General features: G+C 61.3%; 23 protein-coding genes. 7 read left to right on the top strand and 16 right to left on the bottom strand.

The window, feature by feature from the left end:
- The 3 genes from RO069_RS19765 to RO069_RS19755 form a co-directional block, all read right to left on the bottom strand.
- Positions 1–1,131, bottom strand: a complete 1,131-nt coding sequence (locus tag RO069_RS19765) for an efflux RND transporter periplasmic adaptor subunit (protein ID WP_328189785.1) — start codon at positions 1,129–1,131, stop codon at positions 1–3.
- 125 nt (positions 1,132–1,256) lie between these two features.
- On the bottom strand, positions 1,257–1,559 hold the full coding sequence (locus tag RO069_RS19760; protein ID WP_328189784.1) for an antibiotic biosynthesis monooxygenase family protein: 303 nt from the start codon (positions 1,557–1,559) through the stop codon (positions 1,257–1,259).
- A gap of 27 nt (positions 1,560–1,586) precedes the next feature.
- A complete protein-coding gene (locus RO069_RS19755) occupies positions 1,587–2,168 on the bottom strand; it encodes a phosphoribosyltransferase (protein ID WP_328189783.1) in 582 nt (193 codons plus the stop codon).
- 90 nt (positions 2,169–2,258) lie between these two features.
- Between RO069_RS19755 and RO069_RS19750 the strand changes: the two genes are divergently transcribed.
- From RO069_RS19750 to RO069_RS19740, 3 genes are all read left to right on the top strand, one after another.
- Positions 2,259–2,870 carry a phosphoribosyltransferase gene (locus RO069_RS19750; protein WP_328189782.1) on the top strand — a complete coding sequence of 204 codons (612 nt, stop codon included), beginning with the start codon at positions 2,259–2,261 and terminating at the stop codon, positions 2,868–2,870.
- A gap of 318 nt (positions 2,871–3,188) precedes the next feature.
- Positions 3,189–4,889, top strand: coding sequence for an acetolactate synthase 2 catalytic subunit (ilvG, locus tag RO069_RS19745; RefSeq protein ID WP_328189781.1), 1,701 nt, complete (start codon positions 3,189–3,191; stop codon positions 4,887–4,889).
- Positions 4,886–5,170, top strand: coding sequence for an ACT domain-containing protein (locus RO069_RS19740; protein WP_328189780.1), 285 nt, complete (start codon positions 4,886–4,888; stop codon positions 5,168–5,170). The genes ilvG and RO069_RS19740 overlap by 4 nt, the downstream gene beginning before the upstream one ends.
- On the opposite strand, the gene RO069_RS19735 is transcribed toward RO069_RS19740, so the two are convergent.
- The 10 genes from RO069_RS19735 to RO069_RS19690 form a co-directional block, all read right to left on the bottom strand.
- Positions 5,147–6,535: a metal-dependent hydrolase family protein gene (locus RO069_RS19735; RefSeq protein WP_328189779.1), complete on the bottom strand. Its 1,389-nt coding sequence runs from the start codon at positions 6,533–6,535 to the stop codon at positions 5,147–5,149. The two genes, RO069_RS19740 and RO069_RS19735, sit on opposite strands and share 24 nt — an antisense overlap.
- Before the next feature lie 191 nt (positions 6,536–6,726).
- Positions 6,727–7,521, bottom strand: coding sequence for a hypothetical protein (locus tag RO069_RS19730; protein WP_328189778.1), 795 nt, complete (start codon positions 7,519–7,521; stop codon positions 6,727–6,729).
- Positions 7,522–7,550: 29 nt separating this feature from the next.
- Positions 7,551–7,994, bottom strand: a complete 444-nt coding sequence (locus tag RO069_RS19725; protein WP_328189777.1) for a hypothetical protein — start codon at positions 7,992–7,994, stop codon at positions 7,551–7,553.
- Positions 7,995–8,161: 167 nt separating this feature from the next.
- Positions 8,162–9,052 (bottom strand): hypothetical protein, encoded by an 891-nt coding sequence (locus RO069_RS19720; RefSeq protein ID WP_328189776.1) that lies wholly within the window; start codon positions 9,050–9,052, stop codon positions 8,162–8,164.
- A gap of 24 nt (positions 9,053–9,076) precedes the next feature.
- Positions 9,077–9,523 carry a DUF5675 family protein gene (locus tag RO069_RS19715; RefSeq protein WP_328189775.1) on the bottom strand — a complete coding sequence of 149 codons (447 nt, stop codon included), beginning with the start codon at positions 9,521–9,523 and terminating at the stop codon, positions 9,077–9,079.
- Positions 9,524–9,778: 255 nt separating this feature from the next.
- Positions 9,779–10,582 (bottom strand): enoyl-CoA hydratase-related protein, encoded by an 804-nt coding sequence (locus RO069_RS19710; protein ID WP_328189774.1) that lies wholly within the window; start codon positions 10,580–10,582, stop codon positions 9,779–9,781.
- Positions 10,583–10,745: 163 nt separating this feature from the next.
- A complete protein-coding gene (locus tag RO069_RS19705) occupies positions 10,746–11,180 on the bottom strand; it encodes a thiol-disulfide oxidoreductase DCC family protein (RefSeq protein ID WP_328189773.1) in 435 nt (144 codons plus the stop codon).
- A 3-nt stretch (positions 11,181–11,183) separates the two neighbouring features.
- Positions 11,184–13,073: a monovalent cation:proton antiporter-2 (CPA2) family protein gene (locus tag RO069_RS19700; RefSeq protein ID WP_328189772.1), complete on the bottom strand. Its 1,890-nt coding sequence runs from the start codon at positions 13,071–13,073 to the stop codon at positions 11,184–11,186.
- 69 nt (positions 13,074–13,142) lie between these two features.
- Positions 13,143–14,378, bottom strand: a complete 1,236-nt coding sequence (locus RO069_RS19695) for a type II toxin-antitoxin system HipA family toxin (RefSeq protein WP_328189771.1) — start codon at positions 14,376–14,378, stop codon at positions 13,143–13,145.
- Positions 14,378–14,638, bottom strand: coding sequence for a helix-turn-helix domain-containing protein (locus tag RO069_RS19690; protein ID WP_328189770.1), 261 nt, complete (start codon positions 14,636–14,638; stop codon positions 14,378–14,380). Before RO069_RS19690 ends, RO069_RS19695 begins: the two co-directional genes overlap by 1 nt.
- Positions 14,639–14,942: 304 nt before the next feature.
- Between RO069_RS19690 and RO069_RS19685 the strand changes: the two genes are divergently transcribed.
- Positions 14,943–15,251, top strand: coding sequence for a hypothetical protein (locus tag RO069_RS19685; RefSeq protein WP_328189769.1), 309 nt, complete (start codon positions 14,943–14,945; stop codon positions 15,249–15,251).
- A 28-nt stretch (positions 15,252–15,279) separates the two neighbouring features.
- On the opposite strand, the gene RO069_RS19680 is transcribed toward RO069_RS19685, so the two are convergent.
- Positions 15,280–15,924 (bottom strand): MBL fold metallo-hydrolase, encoded by a 645-nt coding sequence (locus RO069_RS19680; RefSeq protein ID WP_328189768.1) that lies wholly within the window; start codon positions 15,922–15,924, stop codon positions 15,280–15,282.
- A gap of 168 nt (positions 15,925–16,092) precedes the next feature.
- On the opposite strand from RO069_RS19680, the gene soxR reads away from it, so the two are divergent.
- Positions 16,093–16,545: a redox-sensitive transcriptional activator SoxR gene (gene soxR, locus RO069_RS19675; protein WP_328189767.1), complete on the top strand. Its 453-nt coding sequence runs from the start codon at positions 16,093–16,095 to the stop codon at positions 16,543–16,545.
- A 20-nt stretch (positions 16,546–16,565) separates the two neighbouring features.
- Here soxR and RO069_RS19670 read toward each other — a convergent pair whose 3' ends face one another.
- Positions 16,566–17,471 carry a LysR substrate-binding domain-containing protein gene (locus RO069_RS19670; RefSeq protein ID WP_328189766.1) on the bottom strand — a complete coding sequence of 302 codons (906 nt, stop codon included), beginning with the start codon at positions 17,469–17,471 and terminating at the stop codon, positions 16,566–16,568.
- 118 nt (positions 17,472–17,589) lie between these two features.
- Between RO069_RS19670 and RO069_RS19665 the strand changes: the two genes are divergently transcribed.
- Positions 17,590–18,288: an FMN-dependent NADH-azoreductase gene (locus RO069_RS19665; protein WP_328189765.1), complete on the top strand. Its 699-nt coding sequence runs from the start codon at positions 17,590–17,592 to the stop codon at positions 18,286–18,288.
- Positions 18,289–18,339: 51 nt separating this feature from the next.
- Here the strand turns inward: RO069_RS19665 and RO069_RS19660 are convergent, their stop codons facing one another.
- Positions 18,340–19,293 carry a helix-turn-helix transcriptional regulator gene (locus RO069_RS19660; RefSeq protein WP_328189764.1) on the bottom strand — a complete coding sequence of 318 codons (954 nt, stop codon included), beginning with the start codon at positions 19,291–19,293 and terminating at the stop codon, positions 18,340–18,342.
- Between the two features lie 132 nt (positions 19,294–19,425).
- Here RO069_RS19660 and RO069_RS19655 point away from each other — a divergent pair, with 132 nt between their 5' ends.
- Positions 19,426–19,947, top strand: coding sequence for a glutathione S-transferase family protein (locus tag RO069_RS19655; RefSeq protein ID WP_328189763.1), 522 nt, complete (start codon positions 19,426–19,428; stop codon positions 19,945–19,947).
- The last annotated feature ends 18 nt before the right edge of the window (positions 19,948–19,965 follow it).

Genomic DNA, 19,965 nt, shown 5'->3' with positions numbered 1-19,965 from the left:
TCAGTGGAACCGCTCGGGGCCATCGCCCAGCAGGCTCACCTGCTGACCCTCGGCCACGAACTCCGTCCCCCGGGCGACAATCCGCTCACCGGTGGCCAGCGCCCCGGTCACCACGGCGTGATTGCCCGTCGTATCGATAACCTGCACCGCCACCCGCTGCAACCGGTCCCCGGGGCCGATCCGCAGCACATGGGCCAGCTGGGGGCCATCGTGGACCAGGCTGGTCAGGGGAAGCCGGAAAGCATCCAATGCAGGCTCGCCATCCACCTGCTCCATGGTCAGGTGGACCTGGGCAGTCATGCCGGAACGCAGCCCCGGCAGGGTGTCTTCCAGGGTCAGGGTGACCGGGTAGTTGTTGGCGGAATGGGGCTCGGAACCGATCTGGTGGACGCTGGCCGGCAGGCGTTCCACGCCCAGGGCGGGGATGCTCACCGCCTGCTCGGAGCGGGCCGACAGCCGGCTGACCAGGGTCTCCGGCACGCTGGTGTCCACCTCATAACCTTCCCGGTCGGAAATCACCGCCAGCACCGCCTGGCCAGCGGATACCCGTTCCGCCGGTTCCACCATGCGCTGGCCCACGGTGCCCTCGAAGGGCGCCTTCAGTTGCGTCTGGGCAAGGTCCCGCTCGGCAATGCGCCGGGAGGCCACCGCCGCCTCATGGCGATAGCGGGCGCTTTCCAGTGCCGCCCGGGCACCGTCCAGTTGGGACGCACTGCCAAAGCCCCGGTCCGCCAGGTCCGACTGCCGCCGGTGGTCCAGCCGGGCTTCCTGCAAGGCCGCGGCCGCCTCCCGCTCGGAGGCCAGCGCCTGTTCATGGGCCAGTTGATAGCGGGCCTTGTCCAGGGTGGCCAGCACCTCACCGGGGGCCACGGTGTCCCCCACATCCACCGATACGGACCGGACCTCGCCACTCACCTCGAAACTCAGTCGGGTGTGCTCACTGGCCTTTACCTGGCCGGACAGGGTGACCTGCTCCGGGCCGTTGGCCGGCATCACCCGGGTGGTGTCCACCACCCGTGGTGTGTTCGACGGTGTGACGGGTGATTCCGACGGCAGGCAACCGGTCAGCGCTCCTGCCAGAAACACCATCACCGCCACCAGGACGTTCCGGCCCCGCGAAGCTAACTGCATGATCATAGCCATCCTTTCACCCGATTAATCAATTGATCAAAATCATATTAATCATTTGATTAATTTACAAGGGTAAAAAAGGCCCGAGTGGTCACCCGGGCCTTTTCAGCGGGGCTACAAAAACCTCAGAGGACCGCCTTGAACCCCTCGAACCGGGGTGGCCCAAGATAGATATCCGTGGATGGTTTGGCGTTGGCGTGGGCCTTGCGGAAGGCCTCGGATTTCGTCCAGTTGACGAAGGCTTCCTCGGAATCCCACACGCTGTGGGAGGTGAACAGGGTATGGTCCTCATCGCTGGGGCCCTGCAGGAGGTGGAATTCCCGGAACCCGGGGACGCCCTCCAGGTGGGAGTCGCGGTTACGCCAGATCTCGATAAACTCCTCTTCCTTGCCCGGGGCGATGCGGAATCGGTTCATGGCAATGTACATGGCAGTCCTTCTATGTCTGTCGAATGTTCAGGGATTTTGGCTAGCGGGAAGATGGGGCGCCAGGATCTCATACAATGCCGGGCGGTTGTCCCGGATCTCCCCGGCGCTCAGCCCTTCCAGGGAATGCGGGTACTTGAGCCAGGCGTCCGTCTCATGGATGTAGTACTGCGGCGCCCAGCCCACCTCGTTACGGCCCGGTTTGTAGTAGGGCACGGCCACCCGGATGTCTTCCGGGGTGTTGAGGCGGGCCCGCCTGCCCAGTTCATCAATGATGGCCTGTACCGAACGCCCCGTGTCAAACACATCGTCCACGATCAGCAACGAGTCCTCATGGGTGACATGTTTGACCAGGTAGTTCAGGCCGTGTACCCGCACTTCCCTGCTCTGCTGGTCGATGGCGGCGGCGTAGGAGGAGGTCCGCACAGCGATGTGGTCCGTATGCAGGCCGTGGTAGTCGAGGAACTCCTGCACTGCAATACCAACCGGGGCGCCGCCCCGCCAGACCGCGATCATGAACGTGGGGCGAAACCCGGAATTGAGGATCTGCGCCCCCAGCCTGAAGGCATCTTCCAGCAGGCCCTGGGCAGTGAGGTATTGTTTCGCGGCCATGAGTCTCTTAATGTCTGGGGGTAGGCAGTCATCATCCCACCATCCCCGGGCAGTCTCAAATACCACTGTCCGGGTTACAGGCAGAGCCCGATGAAAACCAGTTCCGTCCCTCCCAAAGCCAGCCGGTCCCGTCGCTTCCTTGAGGAAGAGCCCCTGATCGAGGATGCCTTCCGCCTCGGGGTAAAGGTCTACGAGAGCGGGTTCCGGCCCAATTTCATCGTCGGGCTGTGGCGGGGCGGCAGCGCCATCGGCATCTATGTGCAGGAATGCCTGCAGACCCTGGGCGTGGCTACGGACCACATCGCCCTGCGCACCTCCTACCGGGGCATGCAGGCCTACGATGAAATGGTGTCGGCCCCGGAAAGGAACATCCGAGTGCATGGCACCCACTACCTGCTGGACAACCTCAATCATGACGACCGGCTGCTGATCGTGGACGACGTCTTCAGCACCGGCTACAGCATTGCCGCCGTACTCAACCGGTTGAACCGCCAGCTCAAGCGCAACATGCCCGCCGATACCCGCGTGGCCACCCTCTATCAACGCCCCGGCGCCGCCAGGGCCGGCATTGCCCCGGACTACAGTCTCCACCAGACCGAGGACTGGCTGGTCTTTCCCTATGAAATCAATGGCCTGACGCGGGAAGAAATCGATACCCACAAGCCCTACCTGGGCCCGATACTGGATAGCGTCAGGGTCTGATCCGGTGGTCCCCACAGGGCCGGATCCCGATAAAACGGACCATCGTTCAAAAAACCCGATGCCGACGGTTGCGTGATTGTCGGCAATCGGGTTACTGTTTAAACAGAATTTTCAGTCAGCCAACGAATCCGAGCGCAATGAACCTGAACGCCGTTATTGTCATCGTGAAGCTAGTCCTGGTGGTCGTGGTGCCATCCGGGGGCTTTTGCGTGGACAAGCGGTTGACTGACTGACAGACCGAAGAGACACCAGAAGCCCCCGGCACCGAAAGGTCCCGGGGGCTTTTTTTTGCACCGAGAAAAGCAAAGGGAAAACACCATGAACGGCGCACAACACATCCTGGAGGCGTTCCGCCGCCACCACATCAACACCGTATTCGGCTACCCCGGCGGCTGCATCATGCCGCTCTATGATGCCCTGGTGGACGACGTGGGTGTGGAGCATGTGCTGTGCCGCCATGAACAGGCCTGCGCCCTGGCCGCCGACGGCTATGCCCGGGCCAGCGGCCGGGTGGGCGTGTGCATCGCCACCTCCGGTCCCGGCGCCACCAACCTGATCACCGGTGTGGCCAACGCCCACCGGGACTCCGTGCCCATGCTGGTGATCACCGGGCAGGTGCCCTCATCACTGATCGGCACCGATGCCTTCCAGGAGACCGATATGCTCGGCATGACCCTGGGCATCGTCAAACACAGCTACCTGGTGGAGCGGGCTGACGAGCTGCCGGGCATCATGGAAGAGGCCTTTGCACTGGCCCAGAGCGGGCGGCCCGGCCCGGTATGGATCGACATCCCCAAGGATATCCAGTTGGCCGATATCAATACGCCAGCCATTGCGGAGCCAACGCCGGTGTCGGAATCACCGGTGGACATCGGCGCAGCCCTGACCATGCTGCGCGCCGCCGACAGGCCCCTGCTCTACAGCGGTGGTGGTGTCTCCCTGGCCAATGCGGAGACCGCCTTCCGGGCCTTTGCCGAAGCCTCCGGCATGCCCGCCGTCACCACCCTCAAGGGCCTGGGCAACACCGGGCCCAGCCACCCGGCGGATCTGGGCATGCTGGGCATGCACGGCTCCCGGGCCGCCAACCGGGCGGTGGAGGAGTGCGACCTGCTGCTGGTCATCGGCGCCCGCCTGGACGACCGCGCTACCGGCAGACTGGACGGCTTCGCTCCCAATGCCCGCATGATCCACATCGATGGGGACGCGGCGGAGCTGAACAAGCTGCGCCTGGCGGACATTGCCTTGCGGGGAGAGCTGGGCGCCATCCTGGACGACTTTACCGACGCCCTGACCAGACACCCACTGGCGATTGGCGAATGGCAAACCCGGTGCCGTAACTGGCACACCACCGGCGGTTTCCATGCGGCGGACAATGAGGATCCCTACGCCCCCATCAACGGCCCGGCGTTTATCCGCCAGCTGTCCCGGATCACCCCGGACGATACCGTGATTGCCTGTGACGTGGGCCAGCACCAGATGTGGGTGGCCCAGCACTACCGCTTTGCCAGCCCCCGCCACCACCTGACCAGTGGTGGCCTGGGCACCATGGGCTTCGGCCTGCCGGCGGCCATCGGCGCGCAGTTCACGGACCGGGACAGCACCGTGATCAACGTGACGGGCGACGGCTCCTTCATGATGAACGCCCAGGAACTGGCCACCATCCGCCGCTACAACCTGCCGGTTAAGATGATCATCCTGGACAACCAGTGCCTGGGCATGGTCCGCCAGCAGCAGGAGCTGTTCTACGAAAACCGGGAAAGCCAGATCAACCTGGACGACAACCCGGACTTCCTCACCATGGCCAAGGCGTTCGACATCCACGCCCTGCACATCAACCGCACCGACCAGATCCGCCGGGGCATCGAAACCCTGCTGGCCTACCAGGGCCCGATGCTGCTGCACGTGGCCATCGCCCGGGAGGAGAACGTCTGGCCCATCGTCAGACCCGGCGCCAGCAACACCGACATTATCGACGAACCCCATCGCAACCGGACACCCAACAAGGAGCATGTGGCATGAACGCCAGTAACCAGGAGATACCCAGCTACCAGATCCACTGCCGGATGAACCAGGAAGCCGCCGCCCTGGAAAGGCTGTGCCAGGTAGTCCGGGTGCGGGGTTTCCGCATCGCGAAAATGGCCATGGAAAGCAGCGGCGACGCCCTGGATATCGCCCTCACCCTGGAGGGAACCCGGCCTATTGGAATGCTGCAGAGTCAGTTGGAGAAGTTGCAGACGGTAAGAGGAGTGACGCTTAGCGCTGTAAACCCGGACCTATTACCGGTCAGCCGCGTCATCTGAGCTGCCGAGGGTGTTCTTGTGGATCACCCCGCCTTTCATGATGATCCTGAAATGGGACGCCGGGTCGGCGATCAGTGACAGATCCCCGGTTGGGTCACCGTCCACCAGCAACAGGTCGGCAACGGCGCCTTCCTCGATCACACCAATGGGCCCCGGCAACGGATAGCGGGGCCCCGACAGGCCGATCAGCTGACCGTTGTTGCCGGTGGCAATCTGCAGCACTTCGCCAGGGGTGTACCACCGCTCCATGGTCACCAGCAGGGCATTCTGATTATCGCCATAGTCACCCGTGCCCAGCATATCGGTGCCGAAGGCCACCTGCACCTTGTGCTTCTTCGCCAACTCAAAGGCCCTGTCCGTGCCCTGCTGCACCATGATCTGCTTTAGCCGGGCCTGCCCGGTCTTGGGGTTGGCGAGTTCGTTTTCGATGAAGGGCTGAAGGCTCCACCAGGCGTTCTTCCGGGCCATCATCCTGACCGTTTCCTCGTCCACCAGCTGACCATGCTCGATACTCTTCACGCCGGCCTCAAGAGCCATCTGCACGGCCCTAGAGGTATAGGCATGCACCGCCACGTAGGTGCCCCAGTTCTCCGCCGCCATCACCGCAGCCCGCAGCTCATCCGGCGTATACTGGCTGACGTCGATCGGATCATACATGGACGATACGCCGCCCCCGGCCATCAGTTTGATCTGGGTCGCCCCCTGCATCAGTTGTTCCCGGACCCGCTTGAGTACGGCATCGGATCCGTCGGCGATGGCCGTAACACCCACCCGATCCGCATAATTCAGGCCGGCGTTGTTGGGTTCGGGCACTTCATGGGGCAGCCGGAAATCCCCATGGCCACCGGTCTGAGAGATCATGGCGCCGGACGGGAAGATCCGTGGACCCGGCACCAGCCCTTCCTCAATGGCCCTGCGCAGCCCGAACGACGGACCGCCCATATCACGTATGGAAGTAAACCCCCGCATCAGGGTGGCCTCAGCCACTTCACCGGCCATCAGATGGATGTAGGCAATGTCCGATGTGAGAGCCTCGACAGAGGTGGGTCTGACCAGTGTCGAGTGCCAGTGGGCATCAATCAGGCCGGGCATCAGTGTTCGACCATTGCCGTCAATTACCTGCACAGGGATATTCGCCCCTGGCACAACCTCTTCCTCCGATAGGCGCTGGATCTGTCCCTGGTCTATGAGCACATTGACCCGTTCCGGTCGCCGTTCTGCGGATTTGCCGTCAAAAACATACACGTTCTGGAACAGTACGGCCTTCGGGGAGGAGGAATTTCCGGTTTCCGCCCAGGCGGAAATGGCGATCAGAGTGATAACGAAAGCCAGGATGAATCGAAAGGAAAGGGAGAGCTTTTTCATGACCAGGGTTCCCTGAGGTCCAGCAATGGAAAGGGCTGTTTGGGTGAACGTCCCGCATCACCACAGCCCTGCTCCCTTCCATGGTAGTCCAGAATTCCGCTATCGGTATTGTATCGATCAGCCCAGTCTGACCTGATTCACCGGGCCCGTGTTAATCGATGCCCGGCGAAGCTCAGCCGGACAACACCAGCCTAAGGCGTCACTCTCGATGGTCTGGCATTGCCATTCCTTACCCTTACAGAGCCGTCCGGCAAGACCTCTATCGGCACTCTCCCGTTCACAAAACCGGGATCCAGGAATCGGCCCTTAAGCCTCGCCCAGGTTTCTCCCTGCCTGGCGGGCTTTATGGAACTGAGAGCGGAAGGAAATACGGGATTCTCTGCTCCGGCGGGAACATATTGAGTCGGAAACAGGGTTGGGGCCGTCGTCCGGTTCTGATACCCGGAAAATCCATCTGGCGTGTGCTCGTCCCAGATCCGGTAGCTTTCGTCCACCGGCACCTCACCACACAGCCTCCTCATCCTGTCCTGCGAAATAGCCCGTGCGGCACTGTAGAAACCAATCACATTGGAGACCAGATCCTCGGTACTGAAACTGCTGCCGCCAGAAACCAGGGAAAAAGGAAAAGTGCCCTGGAGTTTTTCGAAATCAAAGGACGCACTCAGATAAATGGCGAGACCAACACTTTCCAGTTCAGCCTGGGAGAGCCCCTTCTGGATTACCCAGTGACGTCGGGAGGAAACCCGAACTCCCAAAGCCCCCATTTCCTGACCATATCCAATTACGAAAGCCGGCTTGCCATTCAAAGTCACGTCTACCGAGTTGAGCAACCCATTGTCTGCCGTTTGTCCCTTCAGCTTGTTCAATAATCCAAGGGCCCCATCCGGCAATGCATGCCCCCAGTCAACCCAACCACAATGATAGGTGTAACTTAATCGTCGCCAGCCCGTCGGCTGTGTTGGTTCTATATCGGCTCGATCGGTCATCCTGAAAGTCCTTTTCTGAACACGGTGGGTTAGATAGCCCTGACGGACAACTGCACTTCACAACCAGAGTCATTACAACTCGGCGAGAAAATCACCGAATATCGACGCTCCTCCTGCTTCACGCACAGCAGTTCAGGATCCATGGACTGGAGGCTGTCGTCAGGGAACTGGAAGTTGTTGCGCTCGCACAGGCGCTGATAGTGAGATCTTATGTCAGACAGGTCGCTTTCATCAGAGACAGAGAAGTGCAGCGTCGCGATTTCAGGCAGGGTTCCTTCCGGACCAGTAACTTCGATATCACCGGACCGGCGGTATGGCTCCGGAATGGCGAACGTTTCCAGTGCGTCCCTTGCCGGAGAGCCTGGGGAAATCTCAACCGTGTAAGAACTGAAGGTGAAGGTTGGTCCCAACGCAAAGAAAAGTGCGAAAGCAACTACCAGGACGGCTATGCTGCCGTATATGACTTTTTTCATGTCCGTATGACTTCCATATCCTGAATTAAGATCACTGAATCAATGATCGGAGCGTATCAAAGGCACTATAGGAAACCTATTAATTCACGGCAATTCCCGCAAATCCACCAACGTATGGACACGGCATAAACTCCAGCGTCGGGTTTAGCGCTTCCAGGTACTCAAGATCAATTGACTGGCTGCACCTCGCGGGCATCTATGTAGCCAATCAGTTCCTTTCCGGATTGCTCATTCTGGTACCGAACCTTCACCCAACCATCCTGGACCGGCTCCAGGCGAGTGAGTGTATGCGTTCCAGCCGGGATGCCGATCAGCCTGGCTCCTTCGGGCTCCTGATAGAGCGCCGTTGCATCCGGTGCCCGTAAACGGTAGTCCCATGGGCGGGCGAGATAATTATCCGGCTGCGCATCCTGAATCAGCTCCAATGCGTAGTCCTCCATCGACAGCGGTTCCGCGGATGTCACCTGACCAAACGTGAAGAGATGCCCGCCTTCGACAAATGAGGCAAGACCTGACAGTGTGATTGCCACTGGCTGCACCGCTTTCCCCTCGCGATTATCCAGAAAGCCCGGTGGCAATTCCTCAAAGACCTCAAGCAACTGTCTGGCCTTCGAATCGGACTGATCAAACTCGCTGACAAACTCATCCAGTAGGCTGTCCTCGGAACGGGAACGGTAGATAAAGATACGGTCCAATGGTGACTTCTTACTGTCGCCTCTAAAAGCCACCGACGGCAGTGCTTGCTCGCTGGCGGGTCCCGGGTAGAACCTGAACTTCAGGTTGCGCACCGGCTCACTGTCCTCCAGCGGCCCGGTCTCCATATAAAGGAGTTCCCAATAAGCCAGGAGCAACCCGGTTTGCTCCACCTCACCACTGAAATCAATGAAATCCGGATTGGCTTCTTTCCGGTCGTATGTAAGTTCACTCTCTTCCGGAACACTGACTTCCAACCGGCTTTGCTGCCCAGCTGTCGCAACCTGCATGGAAACTATTCCAACCGCCATTGCAAGAAGGGCCAATGCCTGGAGAAGAAGTGATTGAACCTGATTGATCTTCATTCGTGAGCCACTCCTGTATTCTCATTACTCGTAGTCGGAGGTGATCTTTAATCGAACCGAATCGATACCAACCCGATCGAGATATTTCTTGAACGCCCGGAGCGCATCGACACTGCGGCCCACAAAGTCCTCGGAGTGCGTATAGCCTATCAGCAGGCAACCATCGGTATTATCGGGATAGTTCCCGTTATGAACATAGATGAACCGATTTGCGGGTACCTTGTCGTTGAATAACCAGGGCAGTGGAAGGTGGGGCCGGACGCCAGGAAGGCTGGTTCTGTCTTGCCATTTCAGTTGATAGGTACCTTCGGGAATCCTTAGACGAAGACCTGACTCCGTAGTATCCGGGCCTGGTCGTTCGAGGAAGTATCCTTCGCGCAATTCGCCTTCTTTGGCGTCAGGCACAACGAAGTGGCTGATCGTTGAATGGTCGGTTTGCCACTTACGTGTGACAGTTACCATGACAGACATGGCTGAAACTCCTTTTTCAGTTGACTAATCTTCCCTATGATTTTCAGTATACGATGGAGGTAACGAGCCCTCAACGGGGTCAATCAGGGACCTACAGCGTCTGTAGATCCCGTCACACCGTCGATTTATTCACAATACTTTAGCGTTATGCGCCTGGGAGAGAAGTGTACGCAGAATTTGCGTGTTCTCCGGCCCAGCCCGACGAAACCGCCATATATAAGCATCACTTTTCCCAGGCAAAAGAATAACCTGTCTTTATTTCTTCGCCATCGACTCCAACATCCGATTCACCGCATCCAGGTGTTCCGGTTCGTTGTGGCACATGCCCTGGAATACGGCGCAGACATCCAGGAACTCCTTCAGTTCCATGCGCTGGGCCATTTTCATCAGGCGTTTGGTGAGTCGGGTGGCCTTGGGTGGCTGGGCGGCGATGCGGGTGGCCAGTTTCATGGTGTTGGGCAGCAGTTCGTCCGCCGGGACCACTTCCATGACGATGCCCAGTTCCTTCGCTTCGCTGGCTTCCACCACGCGACCACTGAGGGTCAGTTCGAAAGCCCGCTGGTAGCCGATCAGGCGCTGCATGAACCAGGCGCCACCATCGCCCGGGATGATGCCCAGGTTGAGGAAGGTCTCGCCGAACTTGGCCTTTTCGGAGGCGATACGGATATCCGCCATATTGGCCAGATCGAAGCCTGCGCCGATGGCCGGGCCGTTGACCGCCGCGATAATGGGCACTTCCACTTCCTGCAGGGCCAGAGGAATGCGCTGGATGCCCTTGCGGTAGCGCTCTGCACACTCAGCCACGTCGCCGGCAAAATCGCCGCCGCGCTCCGCCATGTCACGGACGTTGCCACCGGCACTGAAGGCGGACCCGGCCCCGGTGATCACCAGCACGGACACGTCGTCACAGTGGTTGACCCAGTCAGCGGTGGCGACGATATCGTCGATCAGGTTCGAACCGGTGAGGGCATTGCGTAGGTCGTGGCGGTTCAGGGTCAGCGTGGCGACGCGGTTTTCCAGGGTCAGCAGGGCATCGGTCAGTTGGGGGACGTTGGTCATGGAAGGCTCCTTGTTGAAGGCTTTTACCCGGGAGCACCGGGATGGATGATGGGACAAGGATAAACCACCCACCGGGGATTATCTTTTCCTGAGCAGCCACTTGGGCACAATTCCCTGGTAGATCCAGATGAAGGCGAGTGACAACCGGCAAATTGACGGGACACTAGTCATCCAGGAAACGGCTCCTGTGGTCCGGGGTCAATACCAGGCAGGAGTCGTACCTGCCGAACAGCCGATAGCGATTGCGGGCGATACGGTCATAGAGCCAGTCGCGGATCGGGCGGGGGATAACCCGGCCCACCACCCCCAGCCGCCAGGGCAGGGGCAACCCACCCACGATGTGGAGGATGGCGTCGGAGCGGACATGGGCCCGGCCCTCGCGGATCAACACCAGGGTTTCATACTGATCCGTGGGCATGCCACACCACGCCAGCAGCGCCTGCCCCTGGGGCGACTGCACCGATGCCAGCCGGAACCGGCGCTGGTGATCATGACGGATCAGGAACTTTGCCCAGCCGTTGCACAGCTTGCAGACGCCATCGAACAGTACAACCTGGTCGTCACGGCCCACACCGGGCGGGGTTTCACTATCCGTCATACCTCACTCTTCCTTTGGTGGTGTCCATACCGGTACATCCTCCCGGCTGGGCTCGTCCCAGTCGCTCTGCATGATACCGCTGAGAGTTTCTTCCAGTTTCATGAACAGCTCACTGTAACGGGAACTGAAGTGGATGCCTTCCTCGATTTCCTTCCAGGCCTCGTAGAGTTCGTCCTGGTGGGCCTCCTCGTTCTGCTGGAAGGCCCAGGTCATCTGCCTTGACCGCAAGGGGTGCACGCCCAGGGCCGTCATGGCATGACCACCCATTTCCAGGGCGGAATGGTAGGTTTCACTGATCACATCGTCGGCCCCGGCCTGGCGCAGCCGGTAGCCGTGCCCCCGGTCGAAGGCCCGGGCCAGCACCCAGACACCGGGGTAGAACTGCTTGACGTGCTCCACCATGCGGATAGCCCGGTCCGGATCGTCGATCGCGATTACCAGCAGCCTTGCCTGGGCGATGCCCGCCGTCTCCAGCAGGTCGGACCGGCTGGCGTCGCCGAAATAACTGCGGATGCCGATCCGCCGCACGTTCTCGATCTGCTCGATTTCATGGTCCAGCACCACCGCCGGGATGTTGTTGGCCCGCAGCAGGCGACAGACAATCTGCCCGAAGCGCCCCACCCCGGCCACGATCACCGGCGCCTCTTCATCGATGATATCGGCATCACGGTCCTCATTGGTATTGCGCTGGTAACGGGGCAACACCACCCGATCGTAGAGGATGAACAGCAGCGGGGTCAGGAACATCGACAGGGCCACCACCAGCGACAGGATCTTGGCCAGGTCCGGCGGCACCACCGAGTTCTGCACGCTGTAGGTCAGCAGCACAAAACCGAATTCACCGGCCTGGGCCAGCCCCAGGGTGAACAGCCAGCCATTACTACCCCGGATGCCGAACACCAGCGCCAATACCAGCAGCACCAGGGCCTTCACGGCAATCACCGCCGCGCCCAGCAACAGGACCAGGCCCCACTCGTCGGCCAGCACAGCGAAGTCGATCCCGGCACCGACGGTGATAAAGAACAGCCCCAGCAGCAGCCCCTTGAAGGGCTCGATATTGGCCTCCAGCTCATGGCGGAATTCGCTGTTGGCCAGCACCAGCCCGGCCAGGAAGGCGCCCAATGCCGGGGACAGGTTCACCAGGCTCATCAGCGCGGCAATACCGATCACCAGCATCAGTGCCGTGGCGGTAAACACCTCCCGCAGCCCCGCCTGGATGACATAGCGGAACAGCGGCCGGCTCAGGTAGTAGCCCCCGATGATCACCGCCGCGATCGCCCCAATCACCACCAGGGCATGGGCCCAGCCCGGCAGGTGATCCACCAGGCTCAGACCACTGCCATGGCCCGCATCGCCAGCCGACCCGCTACCCATCAGCTCCGGCAGGGCCAGTAACGGCACCAGTGCCAGGATGGGAATCACCGCGATGTCCTGGAACAGCAGCACCGAGAAGGCACTACGGCCACCCTCGGACTTCGCCAGCCCCTTCTCGTTCAGGGTCTGCAACACGATGGCCGTGGACGACAGCGCGAAGATAAACCCGACCGTCAGCGCCGTCTGCCACACCAGCCCGGCCCACAGGCCGATGCCCATGCCGGTAGCTGCGGTCAGCCCCACCTGCAGACCACCGAGCCCCAGCAGCTTGCCCCGCTCCGCCCACAGGGCCTTCGGGTCCAGCTCCATGCCCACCAGGAACAGCATCATCACCACACCGAACTCGGCAAAATGCTGGATGGTGGTGGTCTCCTGCCCCACCAGACCGGTCACCGGCCCGATGATCACGCCAGCCACCAGGTAACCCAGCACCGACCCCAGCCCGAAACGGGCGGCCAGGGGCACGGCAATCACGGCGGCAATCAGGTAGATAAAGGCCTGGATGAAATAGGCGGTCATGGTGGGCTCCGGAGTTACGGCTTTGTCTGGATCATAGCGGAGGCTTGGGGGCCATCCAATCAGGGAGTGCTATCGGACACGCCGGGGTTTGCGGACCTCCCCCTTCCAAACCCGACTCTTTTCCGCTGGAGGCATCAATCGGCCCATGCCATGTTCCAGCTCATTCCGGAGGATACGTCCGTCAAATTCCACTTCCTGGCAGAAATCCGGAAACCTCTCCAATCCCCAGCGAACGGCAGCGATGCATTGATCAATAATGTCCCTGGCTATCTTGTCAGTCAGAAGACAGTGCTCTTTGCCGAAACGGATCATTTCCGTGCGATTGGGATAGTCCTTGGTTTTGCAGAGCTTCAACGCCAGTGGATCACCTTCGATATAGACCGTGGTGTTGACGATGTCATAGGCCGGCGAGAACCAGCCCTTGCCAGTGGAGGGATCATCATAGAGCATCGCGAAGTTCTTGAGATGTGCATCGCCATTGCCCACCACCACGGAAACGCATAGGGAGCGGAAGAAGGTTTCCAGGTCCCGGCTGGGGTTCCCGGAAAAAACCCGGATCGCCTTGGCAACCTGTTCGTAACTTCGCTCATATTTGTGATCGGCCGTGATCCCCATGAGCACACAGATATCCTCCATGCCCAGCCGCTCGCCCTGGTCGGTGATATCAAACCGCCGCATGACAAACAGTTGCCGGTTGTCCGACAAATGGAACTCCGGCACCGCCAGACCTGCCTGCTGCGCAATCGACATGCAGACGAACTCGTTGATGGCCATGCCGGGAAACTCCGGGCCACTGGTTTTGACGATAAGCTCCGGCAGATAGAGGGCCGATTTCCGCTCGGTGTTTTCCGGCACCAGAACCTTGGGTTGAACGCCGGCGATGGTGGTCTGATCGATGTATCTCTCGACCAGGTGTTCGAACAGATCCGGGTCATCCGTGGACACCAGGTCAGCCAGCGCCATGCCGTCAACGTCAGCCCGCGAAAGATCATCGGACTCAAAGCCCAGCCGCCCGATGGAGGCACTGCCCTGAAGCGCCAGGAAGAACATTTCGTCAACTTTGGCGTACTTGCGGAACGTCTCGATGATACGCTGCCGCAGGTAGCCTTCCGGCAGGTTCATTTCGAAAACCGGATGCAATGTATTTCGGGTCATCTCATTGTCAGTAACCGGCATGACCAGAGAGACCGCGTCCATATCGCGGGCATTCCTGTCATAACGGAAACTGAATTGCGCCCCCTTACTGAGAACCCCTGCGTCCCTGCTTCCTGCCAGAACCCGGAGTGACCGCACTCTGTCAGCCATCAGTCTTCATCCTCCGGGAACAGGGTTTCCAGATCATCCAGCGTGGGCCGGCTGGTCACCCGGAAGTCCATCTCCAGGCCCAGGGCAGCCAACACGCGATTCAGGTCAGTCACCCTGCCGGTGTAACGACCATTTTCCATGGCGCTGATCCGGGCGCGCTGCACTCCAGTCGCGTCAGCCAGCGACTGCTGGGTCCTGAAGCCAAGGGCCTTTCGCCGCTCGGCGAGAAGCCGGCCGAGTTGCTGTTCGTGTGAAGCCATGACCGTCACCGTCGTTAAGGGCTCAACGCCCATTTTGTATCAATATGAGTACAAAATCATCCGATTCTCTATTTTTGTGCTCATATTGACACATAGCATTTTTCTGAAGTTAAATTCTGATGAGCGTGGCAACTGGACACCTGTTCTTGGCGCCAAAAACCCACTGCGACGAAATGCCCTATACCGCCATCGCCTGTCACCCGGTAATCTCCCGTCTGACCCATCCGCCCGGGAGCGCATCGGCGAGGACGCGACCCTGGCCGCCGTTCGACCCGCCCCATCGGATGGCGAGACCACCCGGGTTATGGGAATCCTGTTCGGGCTGCCCAACCAGCTGTTTGTGGTGGGTTGCGCGCTGGCGCTGTGCGTGTTGATTGTACTGGGCTACCGGATGTGGTGGCTTCGCCGGCCGACCCGGTCTGGCGAGGGCCAGCAGCTCTGGCACCGGATCCTCAAGGCGCCGCCCCTGGCACTGCTGGCCATGGCCCTGGTCGCAACCGGTCTGGGGGTGTTTGCGCCGGTGATGGGTGTCAGCCTGCTGGTGTTCCTGGTCGTCGATGCGGGGCTCGCCATCCGTGGCCGTCGGCGGGTGAACGCCGAGGCGACGGGCTGACCTGTCGCCAGCCGCCCCGGCGTTTCCCTCAGGCGTCCTGGCCGTTGAGCTGCGCCAGGGCCGACTCCACCTTCCCTGACCACTCGTCCGGGCGTATCTCCTCATATCCGGCCTGGCCGCCGAAGGCACTGCCGATCACCACGTCGGGCGTCAGCCCCTGCAGCAGTTCCAGGCTGGTGGCAAGGGTCTCCCGGTCGCTCATGCCGTCGATGTAGCCCGGCTTCCAGGTGCCGTCGTCCCCCCGATACAGGGTGTCCCCGGTGAACAGGTAGCGCTTTCCGGTGGGCGAGGCCACCAGGAAGCAGGTGCTGCCCGGGGTGTGACCGGGTGTCGGAATGACCTCGATGTTGTCCAGCAGCACTTCGCGGCGGTCGAACAGCCGGTCCGGGGTCCGGATCCTGGCGAATTCATCCCGCTCCCTTTCATGCCCGCCCAGTTGCGTCCCGAACCGCTCACGCAGTTTGAGGATGGACGCGCCCAGCTCGTCCTGATGACTCAGCAACTGCCAGGCTGCACCGCCCAGTTCCCCGATGGCATCCCGTTCATGGTCGTGGCCTGTGTTGTAGAACAACACATTGCCGCTATTGCGGGTCAGCAGGTAGGCGTGGGTGGTGAGGCCCGGGAACGGGCTTTCCACATCGGTTTCCCAGAGGTCGGCAAAGATCTGTTTCATGACAGGCTCCTTATGGTTTGCCAGTGAAGGTGGACCTATCCTGAAACCTCAACCAAACTTGAGGTAAACCATTCCAGCGCTTGTGTTTTTCTATGGCAAGGATAGCCCACCGCTATACCCACGCCAGAGCAGGCACGAGCCGTCATCAATGACAGGAGGAAGGCTGTCGTGGCCGGACCACTTAACCGTCAACTCAGTGTGGGAGAGGTCGCCAAACGCAGCGGCGTGGCGGTCTTCGCCCTGCATTTCTACGAGCAGAAGGGACTGATCACAAGCTGGCGAAACGCCGGCAACCAGCGTCGCTACCACCGGGACGTCTTACGGCGGATCGCGGTGATCAAGGTCGCCCAGCGCCTGGGTATCTCGCTGGCGGAGATCGGCGAGGCACTGGACTCACTGCCTACGGAACGGGCCGTGACTGCGGCCGACTGGCAGCGACTCTCCGAGCAGTGGCGGGCCCAACTGGATCACCGGATCAACCTGTTGATGGGATTGCGGGACCAGCTCAGCGACTGCATCGGGTGCGGGTGTCTGTCCATCGAGGCCTGCCGCCTGCGCAACCCGATGGACGAACTGGGGGATGCGGGGCCGGGTGCGCACCTGCTGGAGGGGGACGAATGAACGTCGGGACGCTCCGGTAACTACCGGGTCTCGGGGCACAGCCCGCCGGGCACCGTCATCACCCAGTCCCGGACAGCCTGGATGATGGGGTCGTCCCGCCGGTTTTCCGGGTAGACCAGGTGGAAGGCCTTACCTGCCAGTTCCGGACCGAAGGGCTGCACCAGACGGCCCTCCCTCAGTTCATCCTCGATCAGCTCGCGGCCGATCAGCGCCACCCCCTGAGCGCCGATGGCGGCGGCGATGACGTGGGTTTCGTCGGAAAACACCAGCCCCGCGCTCACATCCAGCCCCGGCACCTTCGCCTGCTTCTGCCAACTGGGCCAGTCCATGGGGGCAACCACGATGTTCTGGGGGTGGAAGTGGATCAAAGGGTGGTTGGGCAGGTCAGCCACCTCCGTGAGGTTCAGGTACGGGCTGCAGGCGGGCACGAAGGTGTTGTCCATCAGCTTTTCCGCCACCAGCCCGGGCCAGCGGCCGTCGCCGTAACGGATGGCCAGGTCCGCCGTTACCCCGTCCAGGGGCACCGCCTCATGGCTGGCGTGGATGCGCAGATCGATATCCGGATGGGACTCTCGCAACAGGCACACCCAGGACAGCAGCCAGCGTGAGGCAATGGCCGGCGTGGTGGACAGGGTGACCGTCCGGCGGGTGGGCGCGGCCTTCAGTCGCTCCACCACGCCGGCGATGTTGTCGAAGGCGGCTTCCAGCGACTGTTGCAACTCCCGACCCTGGGCCGTGAGTTCCAGTTGCCGGGGCTTGCGCACGAACAGGGCGATGCCCAACGCGTCCTCCAGGCTCCGGATCTGGTGACTGATGGCGGTGGCGGTCACCGACAGTTCCCTGGCCGCCTGCTTGGCGCTCTCATGGCGGGCGGCGGCCTCGAAGGCCCGCAGGGCGGACAGGGATGGGAGTCGCCGGGTGCTCATGGATGAATCCACCTCATCTATAGGTCGAAATAATCGTCGTTTGTCGACCCATGAAGTATGGGGATACGCTGAATTCGCTGTCAATCACAGATGAATTCAGATTACCAAGGAGCCCGACATGACCCATATCCTGCAACTGGACGCCAGCGCCCGCCCCGGCTTCGCCGGCATTGACGAGCATGGATCCCACAGCCGCGCCCTCACCCACCAGTTCGTCACCCAATGGCGTGCCCGACGCCCGGAGGACACGGTGACCCACCGGGACGTCGGCCTGACACCCCCGTCCTTTGTCAGCCACGACTGGATTGCCTCCGCCTTCACCCCAACGGAACATCAGCAACCCTGGATGGCGGACGTGCTGGCGGAAAGCGACGAGCTGATTGATGAACTGATTGCCGCCGACGTCCTGGTGATCGGCGCACCGCTCTACAACTTCGGCATGCCCGCCGCCCTCAAGGCCTGGGTGGACCTGGTGGTGCGCATGGACCGCACGGTGGCGTACGACGAGACCCGGCCGGAGGACCCGTTTACCCCGCTGCTGGCCGATAAACCCCGGCACGCGGTGATCCTCTCGTCCCGGGGTGGCGTCGGCTTCGAACCCGGCGGCGACATGGCGCACATGAACCACCTGGAGCCGGGCCTGACCACGGTGCTGGAGTTTATCGGCATTACCCGGATCCATCGCATCGCGGTGGAGAACCAGGAAGCCGGTGGCGAGTTGCTGGCGGAATCAGTGGCGAAAGCGGAACGTCAGCTTGAACACCTGGTCGACCAGTTGCAGACGTCCGTCCAGTCGACTAACCCCGAGCCCGCCTGACGGAAACCAGCCCCGGAAGGTACTGGGTGGCGGCCTGTTGGCAGAAGGGCATCAACAGGCCGCCAGCAAGTTCTGCGCATGCCGGCGCAACGCCACCTTCAGGCCCTCGGGCGCCAGGATGGTGAAGCGGACGGGCAGTTGCGACAGCCACCAGGCAAACCATTCCAGGCTGTCGGTGTGGGTGTTCATCAGCAGCCCGTCCTCATGGGCCTCGAACTGGCCGGAGCATTCCGGGATAAAGGTCCCCAGGGCCGACAGGGTCCTGCGATCGGCGTGCAGCAACACGGATACTTCATGGTCCTGCCCCCAGGAGGACAGGCTGTCCTGCAGGAAGGTCGCCGGATCGAAGTCCGCAGGTCGGCGGAAGGTCTCGGTGCAGGCCTGCACCTGATCAATCCGGTCCAGCCGGAAGGAACGCATGGCCTGGCGCAGGTGGCAGAAGCCGATCACGTACCAGCGCCCCTGGCGGAACACCACGCCATAGGGGTCGATGCTCCGGTCCATCAAGCCACGCTCCGGGGAGTGGTAGCGGAATGCCACGCGCCGGCTATCCTCCGCCGCGCTGGTGAGGGTCAGCAGGGCGTGGTCGTCCAGGCTGGGTTCGCCCCGGGGCAGGATCACCCGGGTGGTGTCGCGCACCGCACGCACCCGGCGCTTGAGATTGTCCGGCATCACCCGCTCCAGCTTGGCCTCGACCCCGGCAATGGCGGGGGCGTAGGCCGCCAGTCCCAGTTGCCGGGCCGCCAGCAACCCGAGGGCAATGGCCAGGGTTTCCTCGTCGGTGAACATCATCGGCGGTAGCTTGAAGCCGGCCACCAAGCTATAGCCGCCATAGCGCCCCTGCTCCGTGGTTACGGGAATGCCCAGTTCCTCCAGCACCGCGATATAGCGGCGCACGGTGCGGCGGTCCACCTCCAGGCGTTCCGCCAGCTCGGCGCCGCTGATTTGGCGGTGGGATTGCAGCAGCTCCAGGGCGGCCAGCACACGCGTCGTGGGTCCCGACATAATTGCCATCCTTTTCCGGGCCAATGATGAAATTTTGATGATCCCACTTATCTAGGACCGATTCTCTCCTAATTCCAGCCTAATCTGTTCCTGCACGCAGTAAACGCCAACACCAAGGAAGAGGAAAACGTCATGTCAGAACTCACTTTCTACACCAACCCCATGTCCCGTGGTCGTGTTGTCCGCTGGATGCTCGAAGAACTGGCCATACCCTATGAGACCGAGATCCTGGACTTTGAAGGGGCCATGAAGACGCCCGACTACCTGGCCATCAACCCCATGGGCAAGGTACCCACCATCAAACACGGTGACACCGTGGTCACCGAGGTGGCAGCCATCTGCACCTACCTGGCCGACCAGTTCCCGGGCAAGGGTCTGGCACCACCGGTCAATAGCCGGGAGCGGGGGCCCTACTACCGCTGGCTGTTCTTCATGGCGGGACCCTACGAGATGGCCACCAGCGCCAAGGCCTACGACTGGCGTATCGATGACGACAACGTGCAGGCCGTGGGCTGTGGCCGTCTGGAAGACGTTATCCAGACGCTGGAACAGGCCCTCCGGAAAGGCCCCTACATCTGCGGCCAGCAGTTCACCGCCGCCGACGTGCTGGTCAGCAGCTGTAGTGGCCCCCATTTAAACCGGACACCTTGGTAGAAGCAAAGGCCTAGGCAT

It is taken from the genome of Marinobacter sp. OP 3.4, assembly GCF_036224885.1.
Lineage (GTDB): Bacteria > Pseudomonadota > Gammaproteobacteria > Pseudomonadales > Oleiphilaceae > Marinobacter.
Note: the sequence above shows the minus strand (reverse complement) of the source record. Positions and strands in the feature narration are given on the sequence as shown.

What these genes read in the sequence shown, in the direction of transcription:
- RO069_RS19685 (WP_328189769.1), top strand. Translation starts at nt 14,943, where the DNA reads ATGGGAATCCTGTTCGGGCTGCCCAACCAGCTGTTTGTGGTGGGTTGC.
- RO069_RS19760 (WP_328189784.1), bottom strand. Translation starts at nt 1,559, where the DNA reads ATGTACATTGCCATGAACCGATTCCGCATCGCCCCGGGCAAGGAAGAG.
- RO069_RS19720 (WP_328189776.1), bottom strand. Translation starts at nt 9,052, where the DNA reads ATGAAGATCAATCAGGTTCAATCACTTCTTCTCCAGGCATTGGCCCTT.
- RO069_RS19670 (WP_328189766.1), bottom strand. Translation starts at nt 17,471, where the DNA reads ATGAGCACCCGGCGACTCCCATCCCTGTCCGCCCTGCGGGCCTTCGAG.
- RO069_RS19665 (WP_328189765.1), top strand. Translation starts at nt 17,590, where the DNA reads ATGACCCATATCCTGCAACTGGACGCCAGCGCCCGCCCCGGCTTCGCC.
- RO069_RS19730 (WP_328189778.1), bottom strand. Translation starts at nt 7,521, where the DNA reads ATGACCGATCGAGCCGATATAGAACCAACACAGCCGACGGGCTGGCGA.
- RO069_RS19695 (WP_328189771.1), bottom strand. Translation starts at nt 14,378, where the DNA reads ATGGCTGACAGAGTGCGGTCACTCCGGGTTCTGGCAGGAAGCAGGGAC.
- RO069_RS19655 (WP_328189763.1), top strand. Translation starts at nt 19,426, where the DNA reads ATGTCAGAACTCACTTTCTACACCAACCCCATGTCCCGTGGTCGTGTT.
- RO069_RS19680 (WP_328189768.1), bottom strand. Translation starts at nt 15,924, where the DNA reads ATGAAACAGATCTTTGCCGACCTCTGGGAAACCGATGTGGAAAGCCCG.
- RO069_RS19755 (WP_328189783.1), bottom strand. Translation starts at nt 2,168, where the DNA reads ATGGCCGCGAAACAATACCTCACTGCCCAGGGCCTGCTGGAAGATGCC.
- RO069_RS19710 (WP_328189774.1), bottom strand. Translation starts at nt 10,582, where the DNA reads ATGACCAACGTCCCCCAACTGACCGATGCCCTGCTGACCCTGGAAAAC.
- RO069_RS19660 (WP_328189764.1), bottom strand. Translation starts at nt 19,293, where the DNA reads ATGTCGGGACCCACGACGCGTGTGCTGGCCGCCCTGGAGCTGCTGCAA.
- RO069_RS19700 (WP_328189772.1), bottom strand. Translation starts at nt 13,073, where the DNA reads ATGACCGCCTATTTCATCCAGGCCTTTATCTACCTGATTGCCGCCGTG.
- RO069_RS19765 (WP_328189785.1), bottom strand. Translation starts at nt 1,131, where the DNA reads ATGCAGTTAGCTTCGCGGGGCCGGAACGTCCTGGTGGCGGTGATGGTG.
- RO069_RS19690 (WP_328189770.1), bottom strand. Translation starts at nt 14,638, where the DNA reads ATGGCTTCACACGAACAGCAACTCGGCCGGCTTCTCGCCGAGCGGCGA.
- RO069_RS19725 (WP_328189777.1), bottom strand. Translation starts at nt 7,994, where the DNA reads ATGAAAAAAGTCATATACGGCAGCATAGCCGTCCTGGTAGTTGCTTTC.
- ilvG (WP_328189781.1), top strand. Translation starts at nt 3,189, where the DNA reads ATGAACGGCGCACAACACATCCTGGAGGCGTTCCGCCGCCACCACATC.
- RO069_RS19715 (WP_328189775.1), bottom strand. Translation starts at nt 9,523, where the DNA reads ATGTCTGTCATGGTAACTGTCACACGTAAGTGGCAAACCGACCATTCA.
- RO069_RS19740 (WP_328189780.1), top strand. Translation starts at nt 4,886, where the DNA reads ATGAACGCCAGTAACCAGGAGATACCCAGCTACCAGATCCACTGCCGG.
- RO069_RS19705 (WP_328189773.1), bottom strand. Translation starts at nt 11,180, where the DNA reads ATGACGGATAGTGAAACCCCGCCCGGTGTGGGCCGTGACGACCAGGTT.
- RO069_RS19735 (WP_328189779.1), bottom strand. Translation starts at nt 6,535, where the DNA reads ATGAAAAAGCTCTCCCTTTCCTTTCGATTCATCCTGGCTTTCGTTATC.
- RO069_RS19750 (WP_328189782.1), top strand. Translation starts at nt 2,259, where the DNA reads ATGAAAACCAGTTCCGTCCCTCCCAAAGCCAGCCGGTCCCGTCGCTTC.